The 24284-nt window shown below is 68.0% G+C and carries 23 protein-coding genes; 11 read left to right on the top strand and 12 right to left on the bottom strand.

What is annotated here, in order from left to right:
- The first annotated feature begins 87 nt into the window (after positions 1-87).
- Positions 88-1161, top strand: coding sequence for an NAD(P)-dependent alcohol dehydrogenase (locus FHS55_RS19380; protein ID WP_183191440.1), 1074 nt, complete (start codon positions 88-90; stop codon positions 1159-1161).
- Between the two features lie 126 nt (positions 1162-1287).
- On the opposite strand, the gene FHS55_RS19375 is transcribed toward FHS55_RS19380, so the two are convergent.
- From FHS55_RS19375 to FHS55_RS19330, 10 genes are all read right to left on the bottom strand, one after another.
- Positions 1288-1632: an XRE family transcriptional regulator gene (locus tag FHS55_RS19375; protein WP_183191439.1), complete on the bottom strand. Its 345-nt coding sequence runs from the start codon at positions 1630-1632 to the stop codon at positions 1288-1290.
- A 260-nt stretch (positions 1633-1892) separates the two neighbouring features.
- Complete coding sequence (ptsN, locus tag FHS55_RS19370; RefSeq protein WP_183191438.1) at positions 1893-2357, bottom strand: PTS IIA-like nitrogen regulatory protein PtsN; 465 nt, start codon at positions 2355-2357, stop codon at positions 1893-1895.
- 76 nt (positions 2358-2433) lie between these two features.
- On the bottom strand, positions 2434-3042 hold the full coding sequence (gene hpf, locus FHS55_RS19365; protein ID WP_183191437.1) for a ribosome hibernation-promoting factor, HPF/YfiA family: 609 nt from the start codon (positions 3040-3042) through the stop codon (positions 2434-2436).
- Between the two features lie 232 nt (positions 3043-3274).
- Entirely contained in the window at positions 3275-4861 is a 1587-nt protein-coding gene (rpoN, locus tag FHS55_RS19360) for an RNA polymerase factor sigma-54 (RefSeq protein ID WP_183191436.1), read from the bottom strand.
- Positions 4862-4926: 65 nt separating this feature from the next.
- Complete coding sequence (gene lptB / locus FHS55_RS19355) at positions 4927-5832, bottom strand: LPS export ABC transporter ATP-binding protein (RefSeq protein ID WP_343056285.1); 906 nt, start codon at positions 5830-5832, stop codon at positions 4927-4929.
- A 169-nt stretch (positions 5833-6001) separates the two neighbouring features.
- Positions 6002-6754, bottom strand: coding sequence for an LptA/OstA family protein (locus FHS55_RS19350; RefSeq protein ID WP_183191435.1), 753 nt, complete (start codon positions 6752-6754; stop codon positions 6002-6004).
- A gap of 76 nt (positions 6755-6830) precedes the next feature.
- A complete protein-coding gene (gene lptC / locus FHS55_RS19345; RefSeq protein ID WP_183191434.1) occupies positions 6831-7541 on the bottom strand; it encodes an LPS export ABC transporter periplasmic protein LptC in 711 nt (236 codons plus the stop codon).
- 258 nt (positions 7542-7799) lie between these two features.
- Entirely contained in the window at positions 7800-8432 is a 633-nt protein-coding gene (locus FHS55_RS19340; protein ID WP_183191433.1) for a ribonuclease D, read from the bottom strand.
- 84 nt (positions 8433-8516) lie between these two features.
- Complete coding sequence (gene ubiA / locus FHS55_RS19335) at positions 8517-9491, bottom strand: 4-hydroxybenzoate octaprenyltransferase (protein WP_183191432.1); 975 nt, start codon at positions 9489-9491, stop codon at positions 8517-8519.
- Positions 9492-9501: 10 nt separating this feature from the next.
- Positions 9502-10302 carry a hypothetical protein gene (locus FHS55_RS19330; RefSeq protein ID WP_246340298.1) on the bottom strand — a complete coding sequence of 267 codons (801 nt, stop codon included), beginning with the start codon at positions 10300-10302 and terminating at the stop codon, positions 9502-9504.
- 117 nt (positions 10303-10419) lie between these two features.
- Between FHS55_RS19330 and FHS55_RS19325 the strand changes: the two genes are divergently transcribed.
- The 3 genes from FHS55_RS19325 to FHS55_RS19315 all read left to right on the top strand — a co-directional run bounded on the left by FHS55_RS19325 (position 10420) and on the right by FHS55_RS19315 (position 14089).
- Positions 10420-11199, top strand: coding sequence for a 16S rRNA (uracil(1498)-N(3))-methyltransferase (locus FHS55_RS19325; RefSeq protein ID WP_183191431.1), 780 nt, complete (start codon positions 10420-10422; stop codon positions 11197-11199).
- Positions 11200-11472: 273 nt separating this feature from the next.
- On the top strand, positions 11473-12594 hold the full coding sequence (locus FHS55_RS19320; protein ID WP_183191430.1) for a carboxylate-amine ligase: 1122 nt from the start codon (positions 11473-11475) through the stop codon (positions 12592-12594).
- 124 nt (positions 12595-12718) lie between these two features.
- On the top strand, positions 12719-14089 hold the full coding sequence (locus tag FHS55_RS19315) for a glutamate--cysteine ligase (RefSeq protein ID WP_183191429.1): 1371 nt from the start codon (positions 12719-12721) through the stop codon (positions 14087-14089).
- 17 nt (positions 14090-14106) lie between these two features.
- On the opposite strand, the gene FHS55_RS19310 is transcribed toward FHS55_RS19315, so the two are convergent.
- Positions 14107-14991, bottom strand: a complete 885-nt coding sequence (locus tag FHS55_RS19310) for a LysR substrate-binding domain-containing protein (protein ID WP_183191428.1) — start codon at positions 14989-14991, stop codon at positions 14107-14109.
- Between the two features lie 192 nt (positions 14992-15183).
- Here FHS55_RS19310 and FHS55_RS19305 point away from each other — a divergent pair, with 192 nt between their 5' ends.
- Both FHS55_RS19305 and FHS55_RS19300 read left to right on the top strand, forming a co-directional pair.
- Entirely contained in the window at positions 15184-15531 is a 348-nt protein-coding gene (locus FHS55_RS19305) for a DUF1127 domain-containing protein (protein ID WP_183191427.1), read from the top strand.
- A gap of 311 nt (positions 15532-15842) precedes the next feature.
- Positions 15843-16904, top strand: coding sequence for an LLM class flavin-dependent oxidoreductase (locus FHS55_RS19300; RefSeq protein ID WP_183191426.1), 1062 nt, complete (start codon positions 15843-15845; stop codon positions 16902-16904).
- Positions 16905-17107: 203 nt separating this feature from the next.
- Here the strand turns inward: FHS55_RS19300 and FHS55_RS19295 are convergent, their stop codons facing one another.
- Entirely contained in the window at positions 17108-18508 is a 1401-nt protein-coding gene (locus tag FHS55_RS19295) for a glutamine synthetase family protein (RefSeq protein ID WP_183191425.1), read from the bottom strand.
- A gap of 194 nt (positions 18509-18702) precedes the next feature.
- Between FHS55_RS19295 and FHS55_RS19290 the strand changes: the two genes are divergently transcribed.
- The 5 genes from FHS55_RS19290 to mutL all read left to right on the top strand — a co-directional run bounded on the left by FHS55_RS19290 (position 18703) and on the right by mutL (position 24283).
- Positions 18703-19878, top strand: a complete 1176-nt coding sequence (locus FHS55_RS19290) for an ABC transporter ATP-binding protein (protein ID WP_183191424.1) — start codon at positions 18703-18705, stop codon at positions 19876-19878.
- 11 nt (positions 19879-19889) lie between these two features.
- Positions 19890-20801: an ABC transporter permease subunit gene (locus tag FHS55_RS19285; protein ID WP_183191423.1), complete on the top strand. Its 912-nt coding sequence runs from the start codon at positions 19890-19892 to the stop codon at positions 20799-20801.
- The gene (locus tag FHS55_RS19280) at positions 20802-21620 is read left to right on the top strand and encodes an ABC transporter permease (protein WP_183191422.1); all 819 of its coding nucleotides are present in this window, start codon (positions 20802-20804) and stop codon (positions 21618-21620) included.
- A 79-nt stretch (positions 21621-21699) separates the two neighbouring features.
- Positions 21700-22332, top strand: coding sequence for a dual specificity protein phosphatase family protein (locus FHS55_RS19275; protein ID WP_343056284.1), 633 nt, complete (start codon positions 21700-21702; stop codon positions 22330-22332).
- An 88-nt stretch (positions 22333-22420) separates the two neighbouring features.
- A complete protein-coding gene (mutL, locus tag FHS55_RS19270) occupies positions 22421-24283 on the top strand; it encodes a DNA mismatch repair endonuclease MutL (RefSeq protein WP_183191421.1) in 1863 nt (620 codons plus the stop codon).
- Position 24284 lies beyond the last annotated feature (1 nt).

The following is a 24284-nucleotide window of genomic DNA, read 5'->3' as shown; positions in this document are numbered from 1 at the left end:
GGCACACGCTGAGCCGGCGATTGACCCGCATCATGGCGGTTTCTCCCGCGCAGCCTATTCTGACGGCTCGTCAACCCGGAGCCTGTCATGCCCAAGATGAAAGCCGCCATCTTCGTCGAGAACGGACGCATCGTTCTCGACGAGAAGCCGATCCCCGATGTGGGGCCGCTCGACGCACTGGTGAAGATCACCACCACCACGATCTGCGGCACCGATGTGCACATCCTCAAGGGCGAGTACCCCGTCGCCCGGGGCCTCACCATCGGCCACGAGCCGGTCGGCGTGATCGCCAAGCTCGGCTCGCAGGTCACGGGATATCGCGAGGGCCAGCGCGTCATCGCCGGTGCCATCACGCCGAGCGGGCATTCCTATGCCTGCCTGTGCGGCTGCGGCTCGCAGGACGGGCCGGGCACCAAGCACGGCTTCAAGGCGATGGGCGGCTGGAAGTTCGGCAACACCATCGACGGCGCGCAGGCCGAATATGTGCTGGTGCCCGATGCGCTCGCCAATCTCGCCCCGGTGCCGGACGAACTGAGCGACGAAGAAGTGCTGATGTGCCCGGACATCATGTCCACCGGCTTTTCCGGCGCGGAGAGCGGCGCGGTGCAGATCGGCGACACGGTGGCGGTGTTCGCGCTCGGCCCGATCGGCCTGTGCGCGGTGGCCGGCGCGAAGCTGAAGGGGGCGACGCGCATCATCGGCGTCGACACGGTGCCCGAGCGCCTCGCCATCGCCGCCCAGCTCGGCGCCAGTCATGTGGTCGATTTCAAACAGGGCGACGTGGTCGAGCAGATCCTGGCGCTGACCGACGGGCGCGGCGTCGATGTCGCCATCGAGGCGCTCGGCACGCAGAATACCTTCGAATCAGCGCTCAAGGTGCTGCGCCCGGGCGGCACTCTGTCCTCGCTCGGCGTCTATTCCACCGACCTTCGGATTCCGCTCGGCGCCTTCTCGGCCGGGCTTGGCGATAACAAGATCGTCACCACGCTCTGTCCGGGCGGCAAGGAGCGCATGCGCCGGCTGATCGACGTCATCGCCTCCGGCCGCGTCGACCTCAAGCCGCTGGTGACGCACCGCTTCAAGCTGGACGACATCGAAGCGGCCTATGACCTGTTCGCGCACCAGCGTGACGGCGTGCTCAAGGTCGCCATCACACCGTAGCCCTCACGACAAGGCCACCCTCGGCCGCCCCGCTCCCCAAACCGGAGAGGGGCGAGCTGCGGCGCGTGCGGACGTCGAAACCCCGGAATGGCGGCCGCCCCGCGGGAAGGGCGCCATTCGCTTCTTTCACACGTCGTTGGCGGAACTCAGCCGCTCGGCGGGGATATAGCCGCCCGCCTGCTTGATGCGCAGGCCGGGCCCACCGCCGCTGCTCGGCTCGCCCGGCGCGAGGAAATCGATGCCGGCAGCCTCGAGCGTCCGCCGCAGGCGCTCGCGCTCGCTCTCACCCTCGACTGTGCCCTCCCTTGCGCCATCGCTCGGCTCGCGGCCCTCCTCGAAGCCGCGGAGCCATTCCACGCCAACGCGGGCGCGCTCGGCGAGTTCATCGCCGGCCCAGCCGAGCAGCGCCCGTGCGGCGCGGCACAGTTCCGGCGAGAGCGCCGGATTGCCGGAAAGGGGGGTCTCAGCCATGGGGAAATCTCCTCGTCCAGAGCATTTTCGGTAAAGCCCGGCTCACGGCAAATGCTCCGGATTTCAAACTCCACCTGTGTTTTCAGGCGAACCGGTATCCGGCTCGCCTGAAAGCGCCCCAAGAGGGCGTCGTCCATTCCGCATGAGACGACACATGGGCAAGGAGATAGGGCACGCGACGCCGCATGGTAGCCACCCGTGCTGGCCAGCGCCGACGCATCGCCCGATTCGCCGCTTTCCGCGCGCTGCCCCCGCGCCGCTCAGGCCGCGTCCGAAGCCGGCGCGCCGGTGAGAATCGCATGGATCGTGGCGGCGTCGCGGGAGGCCCGCAGCTTCCTTGCGACTTCCGGGTCGCGCAGCAGCCGCGCCACCCGCGCCAGCGCCTTGAGGTGGTCCGCCCCCGCCGCCTCGGGCGCGAGCAGCAGGAAGACGAGATCGACCGGCTCGCCGTCCAGCGCCTCGAAATCGATCGGCTTCTCCAGCCGCGCGAACAGGCCGAACAGACGGTCCATCTTGGCGAGCTTGCCGTGGGGAATGGCGATGCCGTTGCCCACGCCGGTGGAGCCGAGCCGCTCGCGCTGGTTCAGCGTTTCGAAGATTTCCCGCTCGTCCCGGTGCAGCAGCTCGGCGGCACGGGCGGCCAGTTCCTGCAGCGCCTGCTTCTTGCTGCCGACCCGCAAGGCCGGGAAGACCGCGGGAACCGCTAAAATGTCGTTCAGGGCCATTGCAGGATCCGGGTCGTGGCGAGAGCGGGCGCGCGGGCCGCCAAAGCGGCCGCACGCCCTTCACGCAGATAGAGGGTCAATGGACGTCTTCAGCCGCGGCAAGGGCCGGCGCGTCGACCCAGCCGACATGCCCGTCCGCCCGTCGATACACCACATTGATGCGCCCATGGCTGGCATGGCGAAACACCAGCACCGCGGCGCCGCTGAAATCAAGCTCCAGAACCGCATCGCTCACCGACAGGCGGCGCAGGCTGGTGGTCGATTCGGCGACCACGGTAGGGCTCCAGCCCTCGACCGCCTCCTCCTCGTCGTCCGGGGCGGAGAGCACCGTCAGCGCGGCCTGCTCGGGGGCAAAGGCGCCGGCATCGATCACATTGCTGTCGCCGCTCGGTGCGCGGCGCTTGAAGCGGTCGCGGTAACGGCGCAGGCGCGTCTCGATCCGCTCCACCGCCGCATCGGCGCTGGCATAGGGATCCTGCGCATCGGCATGCGCCTGCAGGATCGTACCGCTATCGAGATGCAGCGCGCAGTCCGAACGGTAGCCGGAGCCCTCGCGGGCCACCGTGACGTGGCCGGACCAGCCACCGTCGAAATACTTGCCCATGGCGCCGGCAACGCGGTCGGCAACCCGCTGCCTCAGTGCCTCGCCTACGTCGAGATTTTTCCCAGAAACCCGCAGCGGCATCGTAACTAGTCCCTCTGCTGGGGCATGCCCGCGGCGCCCGTTCGCGTCCGCGACCTGCCCGAACCCCCTACTTGCCCGGCCGGTGCCTTAAAGAGGTAGGAGCCGCGAGAGGAAGTGTCAACGAGGGCCGTGGACAGGTGCCATCACACCCCCGCCATATTCTGGCGCCGACCCTGCCATCATACCGCCGCACGGCTGCCGGGTGTCGCTCATGCCGGGCGGAAGAACCCGCTCAGCCCGCGGCGGCGGCGGCCTGCTTCTCGCGGCGGCGCTGCACGGAGGACGGGATGCGCATCGCCTCGCGATATTTCGCCACGGTGCGCCGCGCAATGTCGATGCCGGCCTCGCGCAGCCGCTGCACCAGCGTGTCGTCGGAGAGCACATCATCGGCCGACTCCGCATCGATCATCTGCTTGATGCGGAAGCGGACCGATTCCGCCGAATGCGCCTCGCCGCCATCCGACGAGGAAATGGAGGACGAGAAGAAATACTTCATCTCGAAGATTCCGCGCGGCGTCGCCATGTATTTGTTGGACGTCACGCGCGAGACCGTAGATTCGTGCATGCCGATCGCGTCGGCCACCATGCGCAGGTTCAGCGGCCGCAGATGCTGCACGCCGAGCGAGAGGAACCCCTCCTGCTGCCGCACGATCTCGGTCGCCACCTTCAGGATGGTGCGGGCGCGCTGGTCCAGCGAGCGGGTCAGCCAGGTCGCCGTCTGCATGCAGTCGGAGAGGAAGGCCTTCTCCTTGTCGCCGCGCGTGGTCTTCTGCACGCGGGCATAATAGGCCTGGTTCACCAGCACGCGCGGCAGCGTCTCGGAATTGAGCTCGACCAGCCAGTTTTCCGGCGCCCCGCGCACAAACACATCGGGCACGATCGGCTGGATCATGCCCGAGCCGAAGGCCAGGCCCGGCTTGGGGTTCAGCCGGCGGATCTCGCCGACCATTTCGACGAGATCCTCGTCGTCCACCGCGCAGACCCGCCGCAGCGTGGCGAATTCACGCCGCGCCAGCAGTTCGAGATGGGCGAGCAGCGCCGCCATGGCGGGGTCGTAGCGGTTGCGCTCTTTCAGCTGGATGGCCAGGCACTCGGCGAGCGAGCGTGCGCCGATGCCCGGCGGATCAAAGGTCTGCACCACCTCCAGCACCTTCTGCACCGTCGCCAGCGGCGCGCCGAGACGCTCGGCGACAGCGGAAAGGTCCGCCGTGAGATAGCCGGCCTCGTCGATCAGGTCGATCAGGTGGGTGCCAATCAGCCGCTCCACCGGATCGCTCACCGCGAGCGTGAGCTGGCCCTCGAGATGATCGGCGAGCGTCGTGGCGGCCGAGAGGAAGGATTCGAGATTGTAGTCGTCATCCTCGCGCCCACCCCCACCGACGCTGGACCAGTCGGAAGAGCCGGCGCCCTCGCCGGCCGGCTGCAGCCGCGGGGTCTCGCGGCCGGTATCATCGGGAAAGACATTCTCGAGCCCGGTATCGAGCCGGTCCTCGATGGCGCTGCGGCTCATGTCCAGCCGGTCTTCCAGCCAGTCGGCGGTGGGCGCCTCGGCGGCGTCCGGCGTGTGGGCGCGCGGATCGAGCTCGTGATCCTCGCTGCGCTGCACCACGTCGCCCGGCCCGACCACGGCCTCCACCTCGACGCGCGTGCCCTCGGGCTCGGCCTGACGTTCGAGCAGGGGATTGCGCTCCAGCTCGGCCTCGACATAGGCGACGAGGTCGAGATTGGAGAGCTGCAGCAGCTTGATCGCCTGCATCAGCTGCGGCGTCATGACAAGCGATTGCGTCTGGCGGAATTCGAGACGCGGACTCAACGACATGGCGCGCGACCTCCGGAGGCGGCATCGGCACAGGCAGTGACGGGCGGCAGCGAGGGCGCGTCCATCTAGAGGCGGAACTCCTCGCCAAGATAAAGCCGGCGCACTTCCGAACTCGCGACGATCTCGTCGGGCGAGCCTTCCATGAGCACCGTCCCGGAATGGATGATGTAGGCCCGGTCGATCAGCCCGAGCGTCTCGCGCACATTGTGGTCGGTGATGAGAACGCCGATGCCGCGCTCGGTAAGATGGCGCACCAGCGCCTGGATATCGCCCACCGCGATGGGGTCGATGCCGGCGAAAGGCTCGTCCAGCAGCATGAAGGTCGGCCGCGAGGCGAGCGCCCGGGCGATTTCCACGCGCCGCCGCTCACCACCCGACAGCGCGATGGCGGGCGACTTGCGCACATGGGTGACGCGGAACTCCTCCAGCAGCGCATCCAGCTCGCGCTCGCGCTTCTTGCGGCTCGGCTCCACCGCCTCCAGCACGGCGCGAATATTGTTTTCCACCGAGAGGCCACGAAAGATCGAGGCTTCCTGCGGAAGATAGCCGACGCCGAGGCGCGCGCGACGGTACATCGGCAGGCCGGTGACGTCATGGCCCTCCAGCTCGATCCGGCCGGCATCGGCCTTCACCAGCCCGGTGATCATGTAGAAGATGGTGGTCTTGCCGGCGCCGTTCGGCCCGAGCAGGCCAACCGCCTCGCCCCGCCGCACATGCAGGTTGGCGTCGCGCACCACCTTGCGCCCGCCATAGGACTTGGCGAGGCCGATGGCGCTCAGCACACCCTCGCCCGACTCGACGTCGTCCCAATAGGTATCCTGCGACGAAGCGCCGCCCCCGGCATACGGATCATCGAGGCCTCGCGATGGCGACGCCGCCTCGCGCCGCGCGCCCGTCTCGTCACCCTGGTAGGACGGCTGGCCTTGCGAAGCCTGGCCGCCGCGCCCGCTCAAACCCGAGAAAACACCCACGCGCACCCTCCGTGGTGGAGACACCACGGCAAAGGTGTAAACGCTCCCGCGCGCTCTGGCAAACCCGCATATGCAAAAAGCGGGCCGAATGGCCCGCTCCGCATGAATGCTGATGCATCTCAAAGGGCTCGCGCCCGACGATACCCCGCCGACACCGGCGGCGGCGCGCTCAGGGGTTCGGCTTCGTAGCCGGCTTGGGCGCAGCCGCCGGGGCGCCGGCAGCGGGCTTGGCGCCGGGCAGATCCCCCTTCATGCTGTTGGGCACGATCAGGCTTTCGATGCGGCCACCCTCGAAGCGCGAGGTGCCGCTGGTGAGATCGACGGTCAGCTTCCTGCCGCGAATGACGTTCGGACCCTGGGTCAGCACCACCGGGTTGCCGGTGAGGGTGATGGTGTTCGCCGCCGTCTCGAACACACCCTGGTCGCCGGTCGCCGTCTGCTCCTTGGTGGTGACAACCACCGAGCCGTTGATTTCGAGGCGCCGTATGGCGGAGGAATTGATCGGGCTGCCAGCACCGACCCCGGCCGGGGCCTCCGTGCCAGCGGCGGCCGTCTTCGCCTGACCAGCCTTGGCCTCGCCAGCCTTGGCCTCACCCGTCTTGGCATCGCCCGTCTTGGCCTCGCCCGTCTTGGCCTCGCCAGCCTTGCCGTCCGCTGCAGTCTTGCCGTCGTAGAAAACCACCAATTCCTTCGAGCGCATGGTGGTGTCGCCCTGCGTCACCACGACATTGCCGGAGAAGATGGCCTTTTTGTCCTGGTCGAGCACTTCCAGGCTGTCCGCATCGATGCGGATCGGCTGGTCGCGGTTGGACGCAAAGCCCTGCAGTGCATTCGGCACGCTGCGCGTTTGTGCAAACCCGGCATGCGGGGCACAGACGGACAGGAATATGGCGGCGGCGGCAAGGCGGGGGAGCGCGATCATGACACCATGTCTAGCCGTGAGCGGGCGCGCATTCAATGCTTCGCGTCCAAGCTTTGTCGCGGGCACCCGCTTTGCATCACGGCGAACCGTCGACCATCGAGCGGCGAAGCGCCGGATCGCCTCCCGGCAACGCCGCGGCACCGTCCTTCGCGTCCGCCGGCAGCTTGAAATCGAGCTGTACCCGGCCGGTCAGCAGCGCGCGCGCGTCCTTCTGCCAGACCTCCATGCGGTCGGCCGTGAGCTTGCCGTCGAGATAGGTCAGCACGACCGGATTCTCGGTCGACAGCCGCCCGCCTTTGATGTCGACGGTGGCGTCCTGCAATTCCCCGCCATAGCCGGAGGAGGTGGAGAAATGCACGCCGTTGCCGAGCGTGATCTGCTCGACCTTGGTGTCGTAGCTGCCGGTCTGGGCGATGAGCCGTGCCCAGCCCTGATCGGTCAGTTCCAGATTGGCGTTGATCTTCTTGAGGTCGATCTTGTTCGGCTGGGTGAGGTCCTGCGCGGCGGTTTCCGCCGTCACCTTGTAGCCGCGATTATCCTGGGTAAACCCCTGCAGCTTGGGGGACTCCATCACCACCTGGGTACCCGAGAACGAGACGCGCCCAAGCTCGAACGGCAGGTCGACCGACAGGCTGAACGGGTTGAGGTATTGCACCGCCAGCACACCGCCCACGACGAGCAGGACGCCCGCCGGGAGTGCGCGGCGGAAGAAGCGTACGCGGCGGCTGTGGCGCCGGGCGCGGGCGAAGTCATCACGCTCGCGGCGCGTGAGCCCGGACGCATGCATGGCGTCAGGCTCCGCAGCCGCTTTCGCGCGGACTGGAGGTTCCACATGGCGATTCATGCGCGACGACACATCCCCGGTAGCCCGGCTCCCTCCGGCACAATTGCAAGATGGCGGCTTAACGGGCCGCATGCAAGCACGCTGCCATCCGGCTGGCGGCCGGGCGACGCTTGCAGGCTCGTTTAAGCGAAAGATTACGGCGACTGTGGGTCCCCGTCCGGGCGGGACCCGGCACGCGGACTGGAACCGGATCGCCGCGCATCACGAATGCGAGAAAATATCCTGTTCCGGCCAGCCGGCGAGATCGAGCGCGGCGCGGGTCGGCAGAAAATCGAAGCAGGCCTGCGCCAGCTGGGTGCGATTCTCGCGCGCCAGCATCGCCGCGAGCCGGACCTGGAGCGCGTGCAGATGCAGCACGTCCGACGCGGCATAGATCAGCTGGGCATCGCTCAGGTCCTCGGCAGCCCAGTCCGAACTCTGCTGCTGCTTGGAGAGGTCGATACCGAGCAGTTCGCGCACCAGTTCCTTGAGCCCGTGGCGATCCGTATAGGTGCGCACGAGGCGCGAGGCGATCTTGGTGCACCAGATCGGACCGACGGTGAGGCCAAATGCCTTGCCGAGCACCGCGACGTCGAAGCGGGCGAAGTGGAACAGCTTCACGATGGCCGGATCGGTCAGCAGCTTCGAAAGGTTCGGCGCGCTGCCCGGACCGGCCCCGGCCGGGATCTGCACCACATCGGCCGTGCCGTCGCCGGGCGAAAGCTGCACCACGCACAGCCGGTCGCGATGCGGGTTGAGCCCCAGCGTCTCGGTATCGATGGCGACGAAGGGCGTGCGCTCGGCGCTGTAACGGGAGAGATCGACGAGGTCGCCGCGATGCAGGCGGATGCTCATGGCTGAAGGCTCTCCCGGAGGCGCGCACTGGAAAGGCGGCTCCTTACCACCGCGCGGGCCGTGACGGCAACCGCGATCGGCCCGTCACAGCGGCATGAGGTCGAGCATCATCCCCGCGAACAGCAGGAGGCCGGCATCGCGGTTCGAGCGGAACAGCCGCAGGCACAGCGCGCGGTCGTCAATATCCAGCCGGCGCACCTGCCAGCCCAGTTGCAGCGCGAACAGGGCGAGGCCGCCCCACGCGAACAGCCCCGACCCCGCGCTCCACAGCGCGAGCGCGAACAGCCCCACCGCCCCGGCATAGAACCCCGCCAGCCACGGATGGGTGTTGCGCTCGAACAGCCGGGCGGAGGACTTCACCCCTACCAGCGCATCATCCTCGCGGTCCTGATGCGCGTAGATCGTGTCATAGCCCACCACCCACAGGATCGAGCCGGCATAAAGCAGGAAGGCGCTCGCGGGAAGGCGCTCCAGCAGGGCGGCAAATCCCATCAGCGCGCCCCAGGAGAAGGCAAGGCCCAGCACCAGCTGGGGAATCCAGATGATCCGCTTCATCAGCGGATAGATCGCCACCACGCCGAGCGAGGACAGCGCCACCCCGATGGCGAAGGGCGGCAGGCACAGCAGCACGGCGAGGCCGACCAGCGCCTGAATGCCGAGGAACAGGAAGGCCCCGACCAGCCCCACCTGCCCGGAGGGCAGCGGGCGCCCGCGCGTGCGCTCCACCTTGCCGTCGATGTCGCGGTCGAGAATGTCGTTCCAGGTGCAACCCGCGCCGCGCATGGCGACGGAGCCAAGCGCGAACAAAGCCAGCAGCGCGAGCGCATAACCCGGCAGGGCCGCGCCCTCGCTCATGCCAATGCGCAGGGCCATCGCGGTGGACCACCAGCAGGGAATGAGCAGCAGCCAGCTGCCGATCGGCCGATCGGCACGCGCCAGCCGCAGGTAGGGGCGCAGGAAGGCGGGGGCCCAGCGCCCGACCCAGTCGCTGGTGGCATCCTCCGGCACGAGGCCGGCCAGCGGCCCCGAGGCCGGTCCGGGCGAGGCGGGGCCTGTCATGCTGGGCGGATCAGCGCAGCGCGTCGCCGGCGAGCGTGTCGAACACGCCGCCCTTGGCCGTGCCGGTCGGCGGCAGGCCGCTGGACAGGCCAAGCCCCGAGGACAGGGCGCCCTGCGGCGGAGGACCGCCGCCGCCGCTCTTCTCCAGCTGCGCGGCCTTGCAGACCTTGTCGCGAATGCCGGCAACCTGGCCGGAATTCTTCTTCAGGCCGGTCAGCACCTCGCCGGGCACGCCGCACTTGGTCTTGTTCGTGTTGAGATAATTGTAGAATTTCTGCTGCGCCGTGACGAAGTTGCGGAACAGCGGGCACAGCTCCGACGGGGGAACCTTCTTGTCCGCCGCCTTGCGCAGCGTGTCGTTGCGCGATTCCAGATCGTCGCGCAGCTTGGTCACGTTGCTCTGGCAGTCGGCGACATCGGCCGAGTTCGGGCCGGCCTGCGGGGCCGGCGCCATGCCGCCCGGCGCGGGCGCGAAGCCGCCGGCGAAACCGTCGGGAACCGCGCCCGGCATGCCGCCCGACATGGACGGCTCCGATGGCGCTACGGCCGGGGCCGGGGTGGCCGCGGGCACGGCGACACTCGTCGGAGCGGGCGCGGCCGTGGGGGCGATAGTGGGGGCGGTCGCGGCCGCCTCGCCGGTGCCGCCGGGCGTGCCGATCCACTGCGCACCGGCCGGAGAGGCGAGAAGCCCGCCGGCCAGCAGAACACCGAAGGCCAGCGCGAACGTACCCGCGCGGGTACGCGCTCCCGCAACAGCAGGCATTCCAGGCAGCGAGAGCGCGGCGCGCTCATCGGAAATCGACCGTCTCATGCAGCTTACCCGCCCGTGCAGCGTCGTTTACCAAGCGTGATACAAAGGCCCCACAGATGGGGCAATATCACGGCGGCTGGCGTTGACCGGTTAATTTGCGTCAGAATGTTCGCCATCATGGCCCGACCTCACGAAGATTCGACCGACCACCCCTATGATTTCCGCGCCCAGCGCCTGTTCGTCGAGGATGATCTCGGCGAAGGCGCGCTTGTGCCGCTCGACCGCGACCGCGCGCATTACGTCTCCGATGTGATTCGCCTCGAGGTCGGCGGTCATCTGCATCTGTTCAACGGGCGCGAGGGCGAATGGCGCGCCCGGCGCGAAGCGGGCGGGCGGCGCGAGGTGCTGCTGCGCTGCGAGGCGCGCCTGCGCGCGCAGGCCCCCCGGCCCGATCTCGACTATGTCTTCGCCCCGCTCAAGCATGCGCGCCTCGACTACATGGTGCAGAAGGCGGTGGAGATGGGCGCCGGCCGGCTGCAGCCGGTGATGACGCAGCATACCCAGGCCACGCGCGTGAACACCGAGCGCATGCGCGCCAACGCGGTGGAGGCCGCCGAGCAGTGCGGGATCCTGTCGATTCCCGACGTGCTGGAGCCCCTGCCCTTCACCCGCTGGCTCGCCGGACTGGAGGCCGGGCGCACGCTGCTCTTCTGCGACGAGGCGGCCCCGCTGGCTGATCCGCTCGCCCCCCTGCGCGCGGCGCTGCCCGGCCCGCTCGCCGTGCTGATCGGCCCGGAAGGTGGGTTCGCGGAAGGCGAGCGCCGCCAATTGCAGGGCCGCGCGGGCACGATCGTGCTCTCGCTCGGCCCGCGTATCCTGCGCGCCGACACCGCCGCCGTCGCCGCGCTCGCCCTGGTCGAGGCCGCCCGTCAGGGCGCCGCGCCGCCTGCGGACTGAACGCCTCGGGAACCCTGCGCCGGCTGCCGCGTTGATCGGCGCCCCCCACCGCCCCCGGCGGGCCGGGTGAGCCTTGTGACGCTTGGTGATCAGGTAACGTCGTCCGTCGATGACAGCAAACGCAACAACAATGCGTCGATTTTCGAATGATCAACGGGTCATACTCCGGTCTCACTCCGCCATCATCACTCCAGCCGGCTCGGACAGGCCGATTCTGCGTCGGCTAAGCTGCACGCGCTCGCCTGTGTTTCGATTCCTTCGGAGAAAGACGCCATGATCGAAGAATACCGCATCGGCATCGAGGAGGAATATTTCATCGTCGACGGCGAGACCAAGGGCACGCTCCGGCATATGCCCACCGCTTTCATGGCGAAGGCGCGCGAGGCACTTGGTGAGCGGGTCTCCGGCGAAATGCTGCAATCGCAGATCGAGGTGATGACCCGCCCCCATGACAGCGCGGCCGAGGCACGGGGCGAGTTGCAGGGGCTGCGCCGCATACTGGGCGGCGTCGCTGCCGATTTCGACCTTGCCTTCCTCGCCGCCGGCACCCACCCCACGGCCAGTTGGCAGGGTGGCAAGAAGACGCCGACGCGGCGCTATGACGGGCTGATGCACGACCTGCAGATGCTGGGCGAGCGCAACCTGCTCTGTGGCCTGCACGTGCATGTCGAACTGCCCGATCCCGACACCCGCATCGACGTGATGCGCCGCATCCTTCCCTTCCTGCCGGTGTTCGTGGCGCTGTCCACGTCCTCGCCCTTCTGGGAATCCAAGCGCACCGGGCTGATGGGCTACCGCCTCGCCGCCTATGACGAGTTGCCGCGCACCGGCCTGCCCGAGCTGTTCGAGAGCGCCAGGGACTATCAGGACTATATCGACGCGCTGGTAGCGGCGCGGGCGATTCGCGATTCGAGCTATGTCTGGTGGACCATCCGCCCCTCGCAGAAGCACCCGACGCTGGAACTGCGCGCGCCCGACAGCTGCACGCGCGTGGAGGATTCGGCAGCCATCGCCGCGCTCTACCGGGCCGTGGCGCGCCACCTCGTGCGCAATCCGAAGGTGAATGCCGGCATCGACGCCGTCGACCGCGCCATCGCGGTGGAAAACAAGTGGCGCGCCCAGCGCTACGGCATCCATGGCAGCTTCGTCGACCGCGATTCGAAGCAGGCCATTCCCGTGGCGCTGGCGGTGGAGACACTGATCGACCGCGTGGCGGAGGATGCGCAGGCGCTCGGCAGCCGGCAGGAGCTGGAGCATGTGCGCACCATTCTGGGCGGGGGCACCAGCGCGGATGTGCAGATCGCCATCTATCAGGAGGCGGAGCACCGCACCGGCAATCGCGGCGAGGCGCTGCGGGCGGTGACGAGTTGGCTCGCCCATACCTCGGCGCAATAGGCGCGCGAGCGGCCTGCTCCGCCCATCCCTGCTATTTCGCGTAACGGATCGGTGATTACGGCGATTTGCGTCGCCGCGCCGCCTGTGTATGGTCGCGCGCCCCAGCAGCCCGCCGGAGTCTTCCATGGCGCGAGACCAGATCGACACGCAGCACATCCAGAGCCGCGACGAACTCGTCGCCTGGTTCGAAGCCGGCTGCAAGGCGCCCTCGAAATTCCGTATCGGGACGGAGCACGAGAAGTTCCCCTTCACGCTGGAGGGGCACCATCCCGTTCCCTATGAGGGAGCGAACGGTATCCGCGCGCTGCTGGAGGGCATGCAGGCGTTGAATGGCTGGGAGCCGATCCTCGAGGGCTCCACCATTATCGGCCTCGCCGACAATATCGGGGGCGGGGCGATCTCGCTGGAGCCGGGCGGCCAGTTCGAACTGTCCGGCGCGCCGCTCATGACCATTCACGAGACCTGCGCCGAGGTGAATTCCCACCTCACCCAGGTGCGCGACGTCGCCACCCCGCTCGGCTTCGGCTTCCTCGGGCTCGGCATGAGCCCGAAATGGACGCTCGCCGAGACGCCGGTCATGCCCAAGGGCCGCTACAAGATCATGACCAACTACATGCCGAAGGTCGGCACGCGCGGCCTCGACATGATGTACCGGACCTGCACCGTGCAGGTGAATCTCGATTTCGCTTCCGAGCCCGACATGGTGAAGAAGCTGCGCGTCGGCCTCGCCCTGCAGCCGGTGGCCACCGCCCTGTTCGCCAACTCGCCCTTCACCGAGGGCAAGCCGAACGGCTTCCTCTCCTACCGCTCGGAAATCTGGCGCGACACCGACAATAACCGCGCCGGCATGCTGCCCTTCGCCTTCGAGGAGGGCATGGGCTTCGAGCGCTATGTCGACTACGCGCTCGACGTGCCGATGTATTTCATCAAGCGCGGCGACACCTATATCGACGTCGCCGGCTCCTCCTTCCGCGACCTGCTGGCGGGCCGGCATCCGGCGGTGCCGGGCGAGACCGCGACCGTCTCGGACTGGGCCAACCACCTCTCCACCATCTTCCCCGAGGTGCGGCTGAAGCGTTATCTCGAAATGCGCGGCGCCGATGGCGGGCCCTGGGGCAACCTGTGCGCCCTGCCCGCGCTGTGGACCGGGCTGTATTACGACACGACCAGCCTCGATGCTGCCTGGGACCTGGCCAAGGGCTGGACCTCTGACGAGCGCCAGAAACTGCGCGACGACGTGCCCCGCCTCGGCTTCAAGGCCGAGATCGCCGGCCGCCCGATGCTTGAGCTGGCCCGCGAGGTGGTCGCCATCGCCCGCGCCGGCCTCGCGCGCCGCGACCAGCGCGACAGCCAGGGCCGCGACGAGACGCGCTTCCTCAAGCCGGTAGAAGAGAGCCTCGCGGCTGGCCACACCCCGGCGGAGGCGCTGCTGGAGCGCTTCCACGGCGCGTGGGCCGGCTCGGTGGAGCCGGTCTTCGACGAAGACGCCTATTGAGGCATGCGCCGGGCGGCCTACTCTGCCGCCATCGACGTCTCGGAAATATTGTCCAGCCCCTGCACGATATGGATGGCGAGGGCGTCGGCCAGCGGGGAGGCTTCGTGCCGGTTGCGCAGCAGGCCGATGCGGCAGGGCGGCAGCGTGGGGAAGCCCTCGGAGGAGCCGAGAACCCGCATGCCGGGACGCAGGCCCGATTCGGGTAACACCGAAATGGCGAGGCCCGCCAGCACCGCCGCCGAGACCGCCGTGCTGTTCGATGAGGTGTAGAGGATGCGGAAGGGACGGCCGAGCGCCTGCAGCATGGCGATCGCCTCCTGCCGCCAGTTGCAGCTCTGCCGGCCGAGCGCCAGCGGCACGACGTCTTCCAGGTGCAGCGAATGGCGCATCGAGCCGACCCAGAGAAGCTGCTCGCGGCGGATGATTTCCGGCTCGCGGTGCATCGTCTCGCAATCGGTGACGATGGCGAGGTCGAGATCGCCGGTATCGATGCGGTCGATCAGATCCGTGGAAGGGTCGCACACCACGGTGAGTTCGACATTGGGATGGGTGGCGGAAAAGCGCGCCATGATTTCCGGGAGATAGCGGTCGGCGTAATCATCCGGCACGCCGAGCCGCACGCGGCCGGACAGTTCGGCGGAGGCCAGGCTCGCCATCGCCTCCATGTTCAGCTTGACGATGCGGCGCGCATAATCCAGCAGCCGCTCGCCCTCGTCGGTGAGGCGCGAGGCGCGCCCGTCGCGCGCGAAGATCGGCTTGCCGACCCGCTCCTCCAGTCGCTTCATCTGCATCGACACGGCCGACTGGGTCTTGTGCACCACTTCGGACGCTTTTGTGAAACTGCCCGTTTCGGCAATCGTTATGAATGTTCTTAATTGATCAATATCGAGCAGAACGGTCATGGACGGCCTCCCGGGCGGATGACATCACTGATGATGATAATTCAGATCAGAAACATTCGCTAGTGTGATTGGTCGGGTCCCCGCATAAGGATCCCGTCGCGAACGGGTGATGTCGAGAACGGGTGGTCGGCGGTGCCGGCCCCGCTCAGAAGAGGGACATCGCCGCCGCGCGGCCGACAGATGGAGGGATCAATGTCGTATTTTGGCGAAGCCCGCAGAAGTGCATTTTCGACCGTCGGCGCCACGGCTGGCGGCTGGCTGGTGAATGGCGTCCTGGGCGCCGTGCGCCTCGTCAAGGCGATCGGCCACCGCCGCTATCTCGTCCAGCTCGGCGAGTTCGACGATCACATGCTCAAGGATATCGGGCTGACCCGCGCCGACCTGCGCGACGCCTCGTCCGGCCCGCTCTGGCAGGACCCGACCGCCACGCTGGTGGTGCGCTCGGTGGAACGCCGGGCCAGCCGGCGTCAGGTGTCCCGCGCCAATCTGCGCCTCGTGAGCGCGCCGGCGCCGAAGGACGACCTCATTTCGTGCGGCTGATCATGCGCCGCGCCGTTCGAATTACCAGCGGTATCGACCCCCTCGTGCCGCTCAACTGAAGCCCGCTGGCTCTGTCCGGCGGGCTTTTTTCTTGGCGCGCACGGTCTCGCGCTCTCGCGCTCCCGAATTGTTCGCGCGCGACTCTGCTGCCTTCGCCACAAGGCCATGCCCTCCCGCGCGATGCCGGTCGCTTGCACGCGCGAAAGATCGACCTTGCAGACCGGGCGATGCATCCCGCGACGCGCCGGTCCATATGGAGACGGCCGGCGCAAGGCCGGTTCGCCCTTCAGGAAAACCGGGACATCCGCGTCATGGCAAAGCATCTCGATTTCGGGCTCGACACTTTCGGCGACGTGATGGCCGATGGCGAGGGCCGTCCGCTCACCCAGGCGCAGGCGCTGCGCAACGTGGTGGAGCAGGGCGTGCTCGCCGACGAGGTCGGCGTCGACTTCTTCGCCGTGGGCGAGCATCACCGCGACGATTACGCGATCTCGGCGCCCGAAGTGGTGCTGGCCGCCATCGCCGCCCGCACGCAGCGGGTCCGGCTCGGCTCGGCGGTAACGGTGCTCTCCTCCGATGACCCGATCCGGGTCTATCAGCGCTTCGCCACCGTCGACGCCATCTCGAACGGGCGCGCCGAGATCATTCTCGGCCGCGGCTCCTTCACGGAATCCTTCCCGCTATTCGGCTTCAACCTCGACGATTACGAGACGCTGTTCACCGAGAAGCTCGACCTTTTCACGCATCTCCTGCGGGAGAACGCGAGCGCGGAGGGGGTGAACTGGACCGGCAACCTGCGCCCGCCGCTGGTGAACCAGCACGTCTACCCGCTGCCGGAAAGCGGCACGATGAAGACGTGGATCGGGGTGGGCGGCTCGCCCGAATCGGTGGTGCGCGCGGCGACCTACGGCCTGCCGATGATGCTCGCCATCATCGGCGGCGGCGCCAGTCGCTTCAAGCCCTATGCCGAGCTGTACCGCAAGGCCTTCACGCAGCTGGGCACCCCGGTGCAGCCACTGGGCGTGCACTCGCCCGGCTATATCGCCGACACCGACGAGGCGGCCCGCGAGGAGTTCTTCCCCGCCTTCAAGGCCAATCGCGACCGCATCGGCCGCGAGCGCGGATGGCCGCCCATCGGGCGCGAGGAATTCGAGCGCGAGGTCACGGTCGGCTCGCTCTATCTCGGCTCGCCCGAGACGGTGGCGCGGAAGATCGCCCGCACCGTCCGGGCGCTCGACCTCGATCATTTCGACCTGAAATACAGCGCCGGCACGCTCGGCCATGCGCAGGCGATGCGCGCCATCGAGCTGTACGGCACCCGGGTGATCCCGCGCGTGCGGGAAATCCTGGCGGAGGAGAAAGCCGAGGCATAGGCGAGAGCATCGCCTTCCTTGCAGGCTGTCATCCCGGCTCACAGCCGAGCGCCGGCAGGAACGAGGCGGCGCGAAACGCCGTTTCCTCCCCCCATTGGGGAGAGGTGGCCCGCGCGGCGGGTCGGTGAGGGGAGCACGCGTGCGGAGCCACGAAGCCCCCTCACCCCAGCTCCCTCCCCGACGGGGAGAGGGAGCAGAACCCCTCACACGTTCAGCAGCAGATATTCCCGCTCCCATGGCGAGATGACGCGCATGAAGGTGTCGAACTCGGTCTGCTTCACCGCCGTGTAGGTCTTCACGAAGGAGGGCCCGAGCACGGTGGAAATCTCGTCCGAATGCTGCATCGCCGCCACCGCTTCCAGCAGGCCGCGCGGCAGCTCGAAATCGAGGCCCTTGGCATCGGATTCCAGCGGCTCGGTCGGGCGCAGCCCCTCGACCAGCCCGAGATAGCCGCAGGCCAGCGAGGCCGCGATGACGAGATAGGGGTTGGCGTCCGAGGACGGCACCCGGTTCTCCACCCGCCGCGCCGCAGGTGACGAGGGCGGCACGCGCAGGCCGGCGGTGCGGTTGTCGTAGCCCCACTGCACGTTGATCGGCGCCATCGAATCGCGGGTGAGCCGGCGATAGGAATTCACGTAAGGCGCGAGGATCGACATGACCGCCGGCAGGTAGCGCTGCTGGCCGGCGATGAAGGAGAAGAATTCCGGCGTCGGGTCGCCCTCCGCATCGGAAAAGATGTTCTTGCCCGTCTCGGAATCGACGATGGACTGGTGGATATGCATGGCCGAGCCGGGCTCGTCGGCGATCGGCTTGGCCATGAAGGTGGCGTAGATCTTGTGGGCAAGCGCCGCCTCGCGGATGGTGCGCTTGAACAGGAACACCTGATCGGCCAGCACGATCGGGTCGCCGTGCAGCAGGTTGATCTCCATCTGCGCCGCGCCGTCCTCGTGGATCAGCGTGTCGATCTCCAGCCCCTGCGCTTCGGAATAATCGTACATATCCTCGAACAGCGCGTCGAACTCGTTCACCGCCTGGATCGAGTAGGACTGACGGCCGATTTCCGGCCGGCCGGAGCGCCCGATCGGCGGCTTGAGCGGATAGTCGGCATCGACATTGGGCTCCACGAGATAGAATTCGATCTCGGGAGCGACGACCGCCTTCCAGCCCTTCTTGGCATAGAGGTCGACGACGTTCTTCAGCACCTGGCGCGGGGCCAGTTCCACCGGGCGCCCGTCGCGGTGATAGGCGTCGTGGATGATCTGGGCGGTGGGATCCTGCGCCCAGGGCACGATGGCCAGCGTGGAGAAATCCGGCTCCATCACCAGATCCGAATCGACCACGACCGAATCGACGAGATTGTCATAGGGCGGGTAGTCGCCCGAGATGGTCTGGAAGAACACCGAAAGGGGCAGGTTCATCGTCGGGCCGGAGAGGAACTTCGACACCGGCATGATCTTGCCGCGCCCAACCCCGGCGAGGTCCGGCACCGCGCATTCAATCTCGGTGATGCCGCGCGCGGCCATCCACGCTTTCGCTTCCTCGAGGGAGGCGACGCCGCGGGTGGAGCTGACGGCGTCCTTCTCGGTCCGCTTCTTCTTGGCCATGATTTCCGTATCCTGAGGCGCATGGTGCGCCGTCTGGAGGCAACCATGCTCTCACGACAGCCGTCAAGGCGAAGCCAGCTGCCCATTTCCGGGCATGGTAAAATTGTTCGCACTGTGCCGTTGAGTGCCCGCCCGAAGCCGGATAGCGTTCGCGTCAACAGCCGAGCATCCGGCGGGGACAACGGGGCCGACACATGAGCGCAGGCGTCGCCGAAAAGACGCAGAAGACGATCGGCGGCATCCGCCGTAAATTTGCCCCCTGGAAGGATCCGAGCGCCGTGCCGCTCATCCGCTTTCAGAACGTGACCAAGCGCTTCGGCGATTTCATCGCCATCGAAAATCTCTCCCTCGACATCTATGAGCGTGAATTCTTCGCGCTGCTCGGCCCCTCGGGCTGCGGCAAGACCACCTTGATGCGCATGCTCGCGGGCTTCGAGGAGCCGAACGAAGGCCGCATCACCCTCGCCGGCGAGGACCTCGTGGGCACCCCGCCCTACCGCCGGCCGGTGAACATGATGTTCCAGTCCTACGCGCTGTTCCCGCACATGAGCGTATGGGACAACATCGCCTTCGGCCTGCGGCAGGACGGCATGGAAAAGGGCGCCGTCGCCGCCCGCGTCGAGGAAATGCTCAAGCTGGTGAAGCTGGGGCAGTTCGCCAAGCGCAAGCCGCACCAGCTCTCCGGCGGCCAGCGCCAGCGCGTGGCGCTCGCCCGCTCGCTCGCCAAGCGGCCGAAGGTGCTGCTGCTCGACGAGCCGCTCGGCGCGCTCGACAAGAAGCTGCGCGAGGAAACCCAGTTCGAGCTCATGGACATCCAGATGGAGCTCGGCATGACCTTCCTGATCGTGACCCACGATCAGGAGGAAGCGATGACCGTGGCCGATCGTATCGCGGTGATGAACCACGGCAAGCTGGTGCAGGTCGACCAGCCGGCCGTGATCTACGAACACCCCAATTCCCGCTACGTCGCCGATTTCGTCGGCGACGTGAACATTCTCGATGCCACGGTCGTCTCGGTCGAGCCGGGCCTCGTCACCGTCCGGCCGGTGGCGGCGCCGGACATGCTCTTCCGCATCGCGCAGGATTGCCCGGCCAAGGTGGGCGACAGCGTGGCCATCGCGCTCCGCCCGGAGAAGCTGCGGGTGGAACTCGACCCGCCGGCGGATGCGAGCGTCAACTGCCTCTCCGGCGAGATCTGGGACATCGGCTATCTCGGCGACCTGTCCATCTACCATGTCGAGCTGCCCGGCGGCTCGCGGGTCAAGGCGGCCAAGCCGAACCTGACCCGCATGGTGGAGCGGCCGATCAGCTGGGACGACAAGGTCTATGTCTCCTTCTCGCCGGATGCCGGCGTCGTGCTGACGAGCTGAGGGGCAAGGTCATGACGGGCAAGGCGAGAGGGCGATGGCTGGTCGTCGCCATTCCTTATCTGTGGCTGCTGGCGCTGTTCCTCATCCCGTTCCTGATCGTCTTCAAGATCAGCCTGTCGCAGGATGCGATCGCCCAGCCGCCCTACACGCCGGTCTTCGATCTGGCGGCGGGCTGGGCGGCGTTCCGGGAGAGCCTCGGCGAGCTCTCGATCGACAATTACGGCTATGTTCTGAGCTGGGACAACGAGTTCATCGAGGCCTACGGCTCCAGCCTGTGGATCGCCGGCATCTCGACCGTGCTCCTGCTGCTGGTGGGCTACCCCATCGCCTACGCCATGGCGCGGGCGCCGAAATCGATCCGCCCGACCCTGCTGATGCTGGTGATCCTGCCGTTCTGGACCTCGTTCCTGATCCGCGTCTATGCTTGGATGGGCATTCTCTCGCCCGAGGGGCTGCTGAACCAGCTGCTGATCGCGCTCGGCATCATCTCGCCCGACGCGCCGCTGCAGATCCTCGCCACCGATACGGCGGTCTATATCGGTATCGTCTATTCCTATCTGCCCTTCATGATCCTGCCGCTCTATTCAGCGCTGGAAAAGATGGACGAGACGCTGCTGGAGGCCGCGGCCGATCTCGGCTGCCCGCCGCTCGCCGCCTTCTGGAAGATCACCTGGCCGCTCTCGCTGCCGGGCGTGTTCGCCGGCTGCCTCCTGTGCTTCATCCCGGCGGTGGGCGAATTCGTCATCCCGGACCTGCTGGGCGGCTCCGACACGCTGATGATCGGCAAGGTGCTGTGGACCGAATTCTCGGTGAACCGCTCCTGGACCGTCTCCTCGGCGGTCGCCGTGCTGCTGCTGCTGGTGCTGGTGGTGCCCATCGTCTTCTACCAGAACGTCCAGCAGCGCCAATTGGAGGGAAGGTAGATGCGCAAGGGCCTTTCCTGGTTCAACGTCACCTCGATCGCGTTGGGATTTGCCTTCCTCTACATTCCGATCATCCTGCTGGTGGTCTATTCCTTCAATGCCTCGCGCCTCGTCACGGTGTGGGCGGGCTTCTCCACGCACTGGTACTGGCAGCTCTTCCAGAACGAGCAGCTGCTCGATGCCGCCTGGGTGACGCTTCGCGTCGCCTTCATCACCGCCTCCGTCGCCACCGTGCTCGGCACCATGGCGGCGATCACGCTTACCCGCTATGGGCGGTTCAATGGGCGCATGCTGTTCTCCGGCATGATCTACGCGCCGCTGGTCATGCCGGAGGTGATCACGGGCCTGTCGTTGCTGCTGCTATTCGTGGCGGTGAACATCGATCGCGGCTTCTGGACCATCACGCTGGCGCACATCACCTTCACCATGTGCTTCGTCTGCGTCGTGGTGCAGTCGCGCCTCGTCACCTTCGACCGCAGCCTGGAGGAAGCCGCGCTCGACCTCGGCTGCCCGCCGCTGAAGACTTTCCTGGTGGTGACGCTGCCCATCATCCTGCCGGCCGTGGTCTCGGGCTGGATGCTGGCCTTCACCCTCTCGCTCGACGACCTCGTCATTGCCAGCTTCACCACCGGCCCCGGCGCGACCACGCTGCCCATGCGCATCTACAGCCAGGTGCGCCTCGGCGTGACGCCGGAAATCAACGCCGCCTGCACCCTCCTCATCGCCATCGTCACCGTGGTGGTGATCATCGCCTCCATCATGACCAAGCGGCAGGAAATGGAGCGGCAGAAGGCCGAGAGACTGGCCGCCGCGGGCTGAATTCCGACATGATTGCTGCCGAAGGATGGCGGAGAATACGCTGTCCTTCTCCAGCCTGAACCGCCTGCGAGCCCTTCCCATGAACGAGACCGAAACCATCGGCGCCACGCCGGCCCGGCCCGGCAGCGCCGAACCGCGCCGCCCCGGCCGGCTGCGGCGGGCGATGCGGCCGGCGCTCTGGATTCTTGTCGTCCTGGCGGTGGCGGGCGGCGCCTTTCTCGGCATCGAGCAGTTGATCGGCAATTTCCACACGGTGGTGGCGGGTGAACTCTACCGCTCGGCCCAGATCAGCGCCGACCAGCTGGCCGATGCGAAGGCCCGCTATGGCATTCGCACGGTGATCAACCTGCGCGGTCCCTCGACCCGCAGCTGGTATGTCGACGAAGTCCGGGAGAGCGAGCGGCTGGGTCTCAACCATATCGACTTCAAGCTCTCCGCCGAACAGGAACTCACCGAGCAGCAGGTTGAGGAACTTGTCGCGGTGATGCGCGACGCGCCCAAGCCGATCCTCGTGCACTGCAAGGGCGGCTCCGACCGGACCGGCCTCGCCTCCGCGCTCTATGTCGCCGCCATCGCCCGGAAGAGCGAAGCCGCCGCCGAATGGCAGCTTTCGCCGTATTACGGCCATTTCTCCATCCCCCTGCTCCCCTCCTGGGCGATGGACCAGAGCTTCGAGCGCGCCGAGCCCTGGCTCGGCTTCAAGGGCTCGTGACCCACAGCCGAGGCGCCCCGCGCGGGGCGCGCGCGCGGGCGGGAGGGTGTAGGCTCATCGCCCTCCGATTCGGGACCCTCGACACCTCATGCCGCTGCGCCTCCTGCCCACAACCCTCGTCGACCGCATCGCCGCCGGCGAGGTCGTGGAGCGTCCGGCCGCGGCGCTGAAGGAGATTGTCGAGAACGCGCTCGACGCCGGCGCCACGCGGATCGAGATCATCATCGACGGCGGCGGGCGGCGCCTGCTGCGGGTGACCGACGATGGCTGCGGCATGAGCGCGGACGAACTCGCGCTGGCGGTCGAGCGCCATGCCACCTCCAAGCTCGACAGCGAGGACCTCCTGTCCATCGCGACGCTCGGTTTTCGTGGCGAGGCGCTGCCCTCCATCGGCTCGGTGGCGCGGCTTGCCATTACCAGCCGGCCGCGGGGCATCGACAGCGCGCACGAGATCCGCGTCGAGGGCGGGGTGAAATCGCCGGTCCGCCCCGCCGCGCTCGGCACCGGCACGCGGGTCGAGGTGCGCGACCTGTTCTTCGCCACTCCGGCGCGGCTGAAATTCCTCAAGTCCGAGCGCGCCGAGACGGCGGCGGCGGTCGATGCCGTCAAGCGTCTCGCGCTGGCCCGGCCCGAGGTCGGCTTCACCCTGGTCGCCGACGAGCGCGCCCCGCTCACCTGGGCCGCGCGCGGCGAGGATGCGGCGGGGCGGCGCGCGCGCATCGCCGACGTGCTGGGCCAGGAGGTCGGCGCCAACGCGCTCGACATCGATGGCCGGCGCGAGGGCGCGCGGCTCACCGGCCTTGCCGGCCTGCCGACCTATTCCAAGGCCAATTCCCTGTCTCAATACCTTTTCGTCAATGGCCGTCCGGTACGCGACAAGGTGCTGATCGGCGCCATCCGCGCGGCCTATGCCGACCTGCTGCCGTCCGACCGCCACCCGGTGACGGCGCTGTTCCTCGATCTCGACCCGCGCGAGGTGGATGTGAACGTGCATCCGGCCAAGACCGAGGTGCGCTTCCGCGACCCCGGCCTGATCCGCGCGCTGATCGTGCGCACGCTGACCGATGCCCTCACCGCCGGCGTGCCGCGCACCGCCTCGACGGCGGCCGGCCGGCTCGCCCAGTTCGCCCGCGCCGATATCCCTTCGAGCTTCCGCCCCGCGCCCTATCCCGGCAATCACGACTGGACGCGCTCCTGGGCAGCGCCGGGCGGGGCCGAGGCCAGCGGTACGGCCGCGGAGCCGGACCACGGCGGCCATGAAACGCCCGGCCTGCGCGAGGCGCCGGCGCGATTCGATTTCGGCGGCCTGGGTTTAGCACCCGCCGCGGATGCCCGCGCCGCCGCCACGCCGGCCGCCCCGGATGTGATGGAACGCCCGCTCGGCGCCGCCCGCGCCCAGCTGCACGAGACCTACATCATCGCCCAGACCCGCGACGGCGTGGTGGTGGTGGACCAGCACGCCGCCCATGAGCGCATCGTCTACGAGCGGCTGAAGGCGGCGATGGAGCGTGACGGGCTTGCCCGCCAGCTGCTGCTGGTGCCGCTGGTGGTCGAGCTCGATCCCTCGGACGCCGCGCGGCTCGGCGAGCGCGGCGCGGCGCTGGAAAAGCTCGGCCTCGTGCTGGAACCGTTCGGCCCCGGCGCCGTGCTGGTGCGCGAGGTGCCCGCGCTGCTCGGCGAGGCGGATATCGCCACCCTGGTGCGCGAACTCGCCGAGCACGCGGCGGAATGGGACGACGCCCTGCCGCTGGAGCGGCGCCTCCTGCACATCGCCGCCACCCTGGCATGCCATGGCTCGGTGCGCGCCGGCCGGCGGCTGAGGGTGGAGGAGATGAACGCCCTGCTGCGCGAGATGGAAGAGACCCCCAACGCCGCGCAGTGCAATCACGGCCGGCCGACCTTCGTCACCCTGGCGCTGGCGGATATCGAACGCCTCTTCGCGCGGCGCTGAA

This window comes from Ancylobacter tetraedralis, from assembly GCF_014195655.1.
Taxonomy (GTDB): Bacteria; Pseudomonadota; Alphaproteobacteria; order Rhizobiales; family Xanthobacteraceae; genus Ancylobacter; species Ancylobacter tetraedralis.
The sequence above is the reverse complement of the archived record's forward strand: the minus strand, read 5'-3'. Positions and strand labels throughout refer to the sequence as shown.

Bases quoted from the DNA above. Each gene is read 5' to 3' on its own strand.
- lptC (WP_183191434.1), bottom strand. From the start codon at position 7,541: ATGCATGCGTCCGGGCTCACGCGCCGCGAGCGTGATGACTTCGCCCGC.
- FHS55_RS19375 (WP_183191439.1), bottom strand. From the start codon at position 1,632: ATGGCTGAGACCCCCCTTTCCGGCAATCCGGCGCTCTCGCCGGAACTG.
- FHS55_RS19285 (WP_183191423.1), top strand. From the start codon at position 19,890: ATGACGGGCAAGGCGAGAGGGCGATGGCTGGTCGTCGCCATTCCTTAT.
- FHS55_RS19340 (WP_183191433.1), bottom strand. From the start codon at position 8,432: ATGAGCATCCGCCTGCATCGCGGCGACCTCGTCGATCTCTCCCGTTAC.
- FHS55_RS19305 (WP_183191427.1), top strand. From the start codon at position 15,184: ATGTCGTATTTTGGCGAAGCCCGCAGAAGTGCATTTTCGACCGTCGGC.
- FHS55_RS19315 (WP_183191429.1), top strand. From the start codon at position 12,719: ATGGCGCGAGACCAGATCGACACGCAGCACATCCAGAGCCGCGACGAA.
- rpoN (WP_183191436.1), bottom strand. From the start codon at position 4,861: ATGTCGTTGAGTCCGCGTCTCGAATTCCGCCAGACGCAATCGCTTGTC.
- FHS55_RS19290 (WP_183191424.1), top strand. From the start codon at position 18,703: ATGAGCGCAGGCGTCGCCGAAAAGACGCAGAAGACGATCGGCGGCATC.
- FHS55_RS19300 (WP_183191426.1), top strand. From the start codon at position 15,843: ATGGCAAAGCATCTCGATTTCGGGCTCGACACTTTCGGCGACGTGATG.
- FHS55_RS19380 (WP_183191440.1), top strand. From the start codon at position 88: ATGCCCAAGATGAAAGCCGCCATCTTCGTCGAGAACGGACGCATCGTT.
- FHS55_RS19325 (WP_183191431.1), top strand. From the start codon at position 10,420: ATGGCCCGACCTCACGAAGATTCGACCGACCACCCCTATGATTTCCGC.
- ubiA (WP_183191432.1), bottom strand. From the start codon at position 9,491: ATGACAGGCCCCGCCTCGCCCGGACCGGCCTCGGGGCCGCTGGCCGGC.
- ptsN (WP_183191438.1), bottom strand. From the start codon at position 2,357: ATGGCCCTGAACGACATTTTAGCGGTTCCCGCGGTCTTCCCGGCCTTG.
- hpf (WP_183191437.1), bottom strand. From the start codon at position 3,042: ATGCCGCTGCGGGTTTCTGGGAAAAATCTCGACGTAGGCGAGGCACTG.
- FHS55_RS19350 (WP_183191435.1), bottom strand. From the start codon at position 6,754: ATGATCGCGCTCCCCCGCCTTGCCGCCGCCGCCATATTCCTGTCCGTC.
- FHS55_RS19320 (WP_183191430.1), top strand. From the start codon at position 11,473: ATGATCGAAGAATACCGCATCGGCATCGAGGAGGAATATTTCATCGTC.
- FHS55_RS19295 (WP_183191425.1), bottom strand. From the start codon at position 18,508: ATGGCCAAGAAGAAGCGGACCGAGAAGGACGCCGTCAGCTCCACCCGC.
- FHS55_RS19275 (WP_343056284.1), top strand. From the start codon at position 21,700: ATGAACGAGACCGAAACCATCGGCGCCACGCCGGCCCGGCCCGGCAGC.
- FHS55_RS19330 (WP_246340298.1), bottom strand. From the start codon at position 10,302: ATGAGACGGTCGATTTCCGATGAGCGCGCCGCGCTCTCGCTGCCTGGA.
- FHS55_RS19310 (WP_183191428.1), bottom strand. From the start codon at position 14,991: ATGACCGTTCTGCTCGATATTGATCAATTAAGAACATTCATAACGATT.
- mutL (WP_183191421.1), top strand. From the start codon at position 22,421: ATGCCGCTGCGCCTCCTGCCCACAACCCTCGTCGACCGCATCGCCGCC.
- FHS55_RS19280 (WP_183191422.1), top strand. From the start codon at position 20,802: ATGCGCAAGGGCCTTTCCTGGTTCAACGTCACCTCGATCGCGTTGGGA.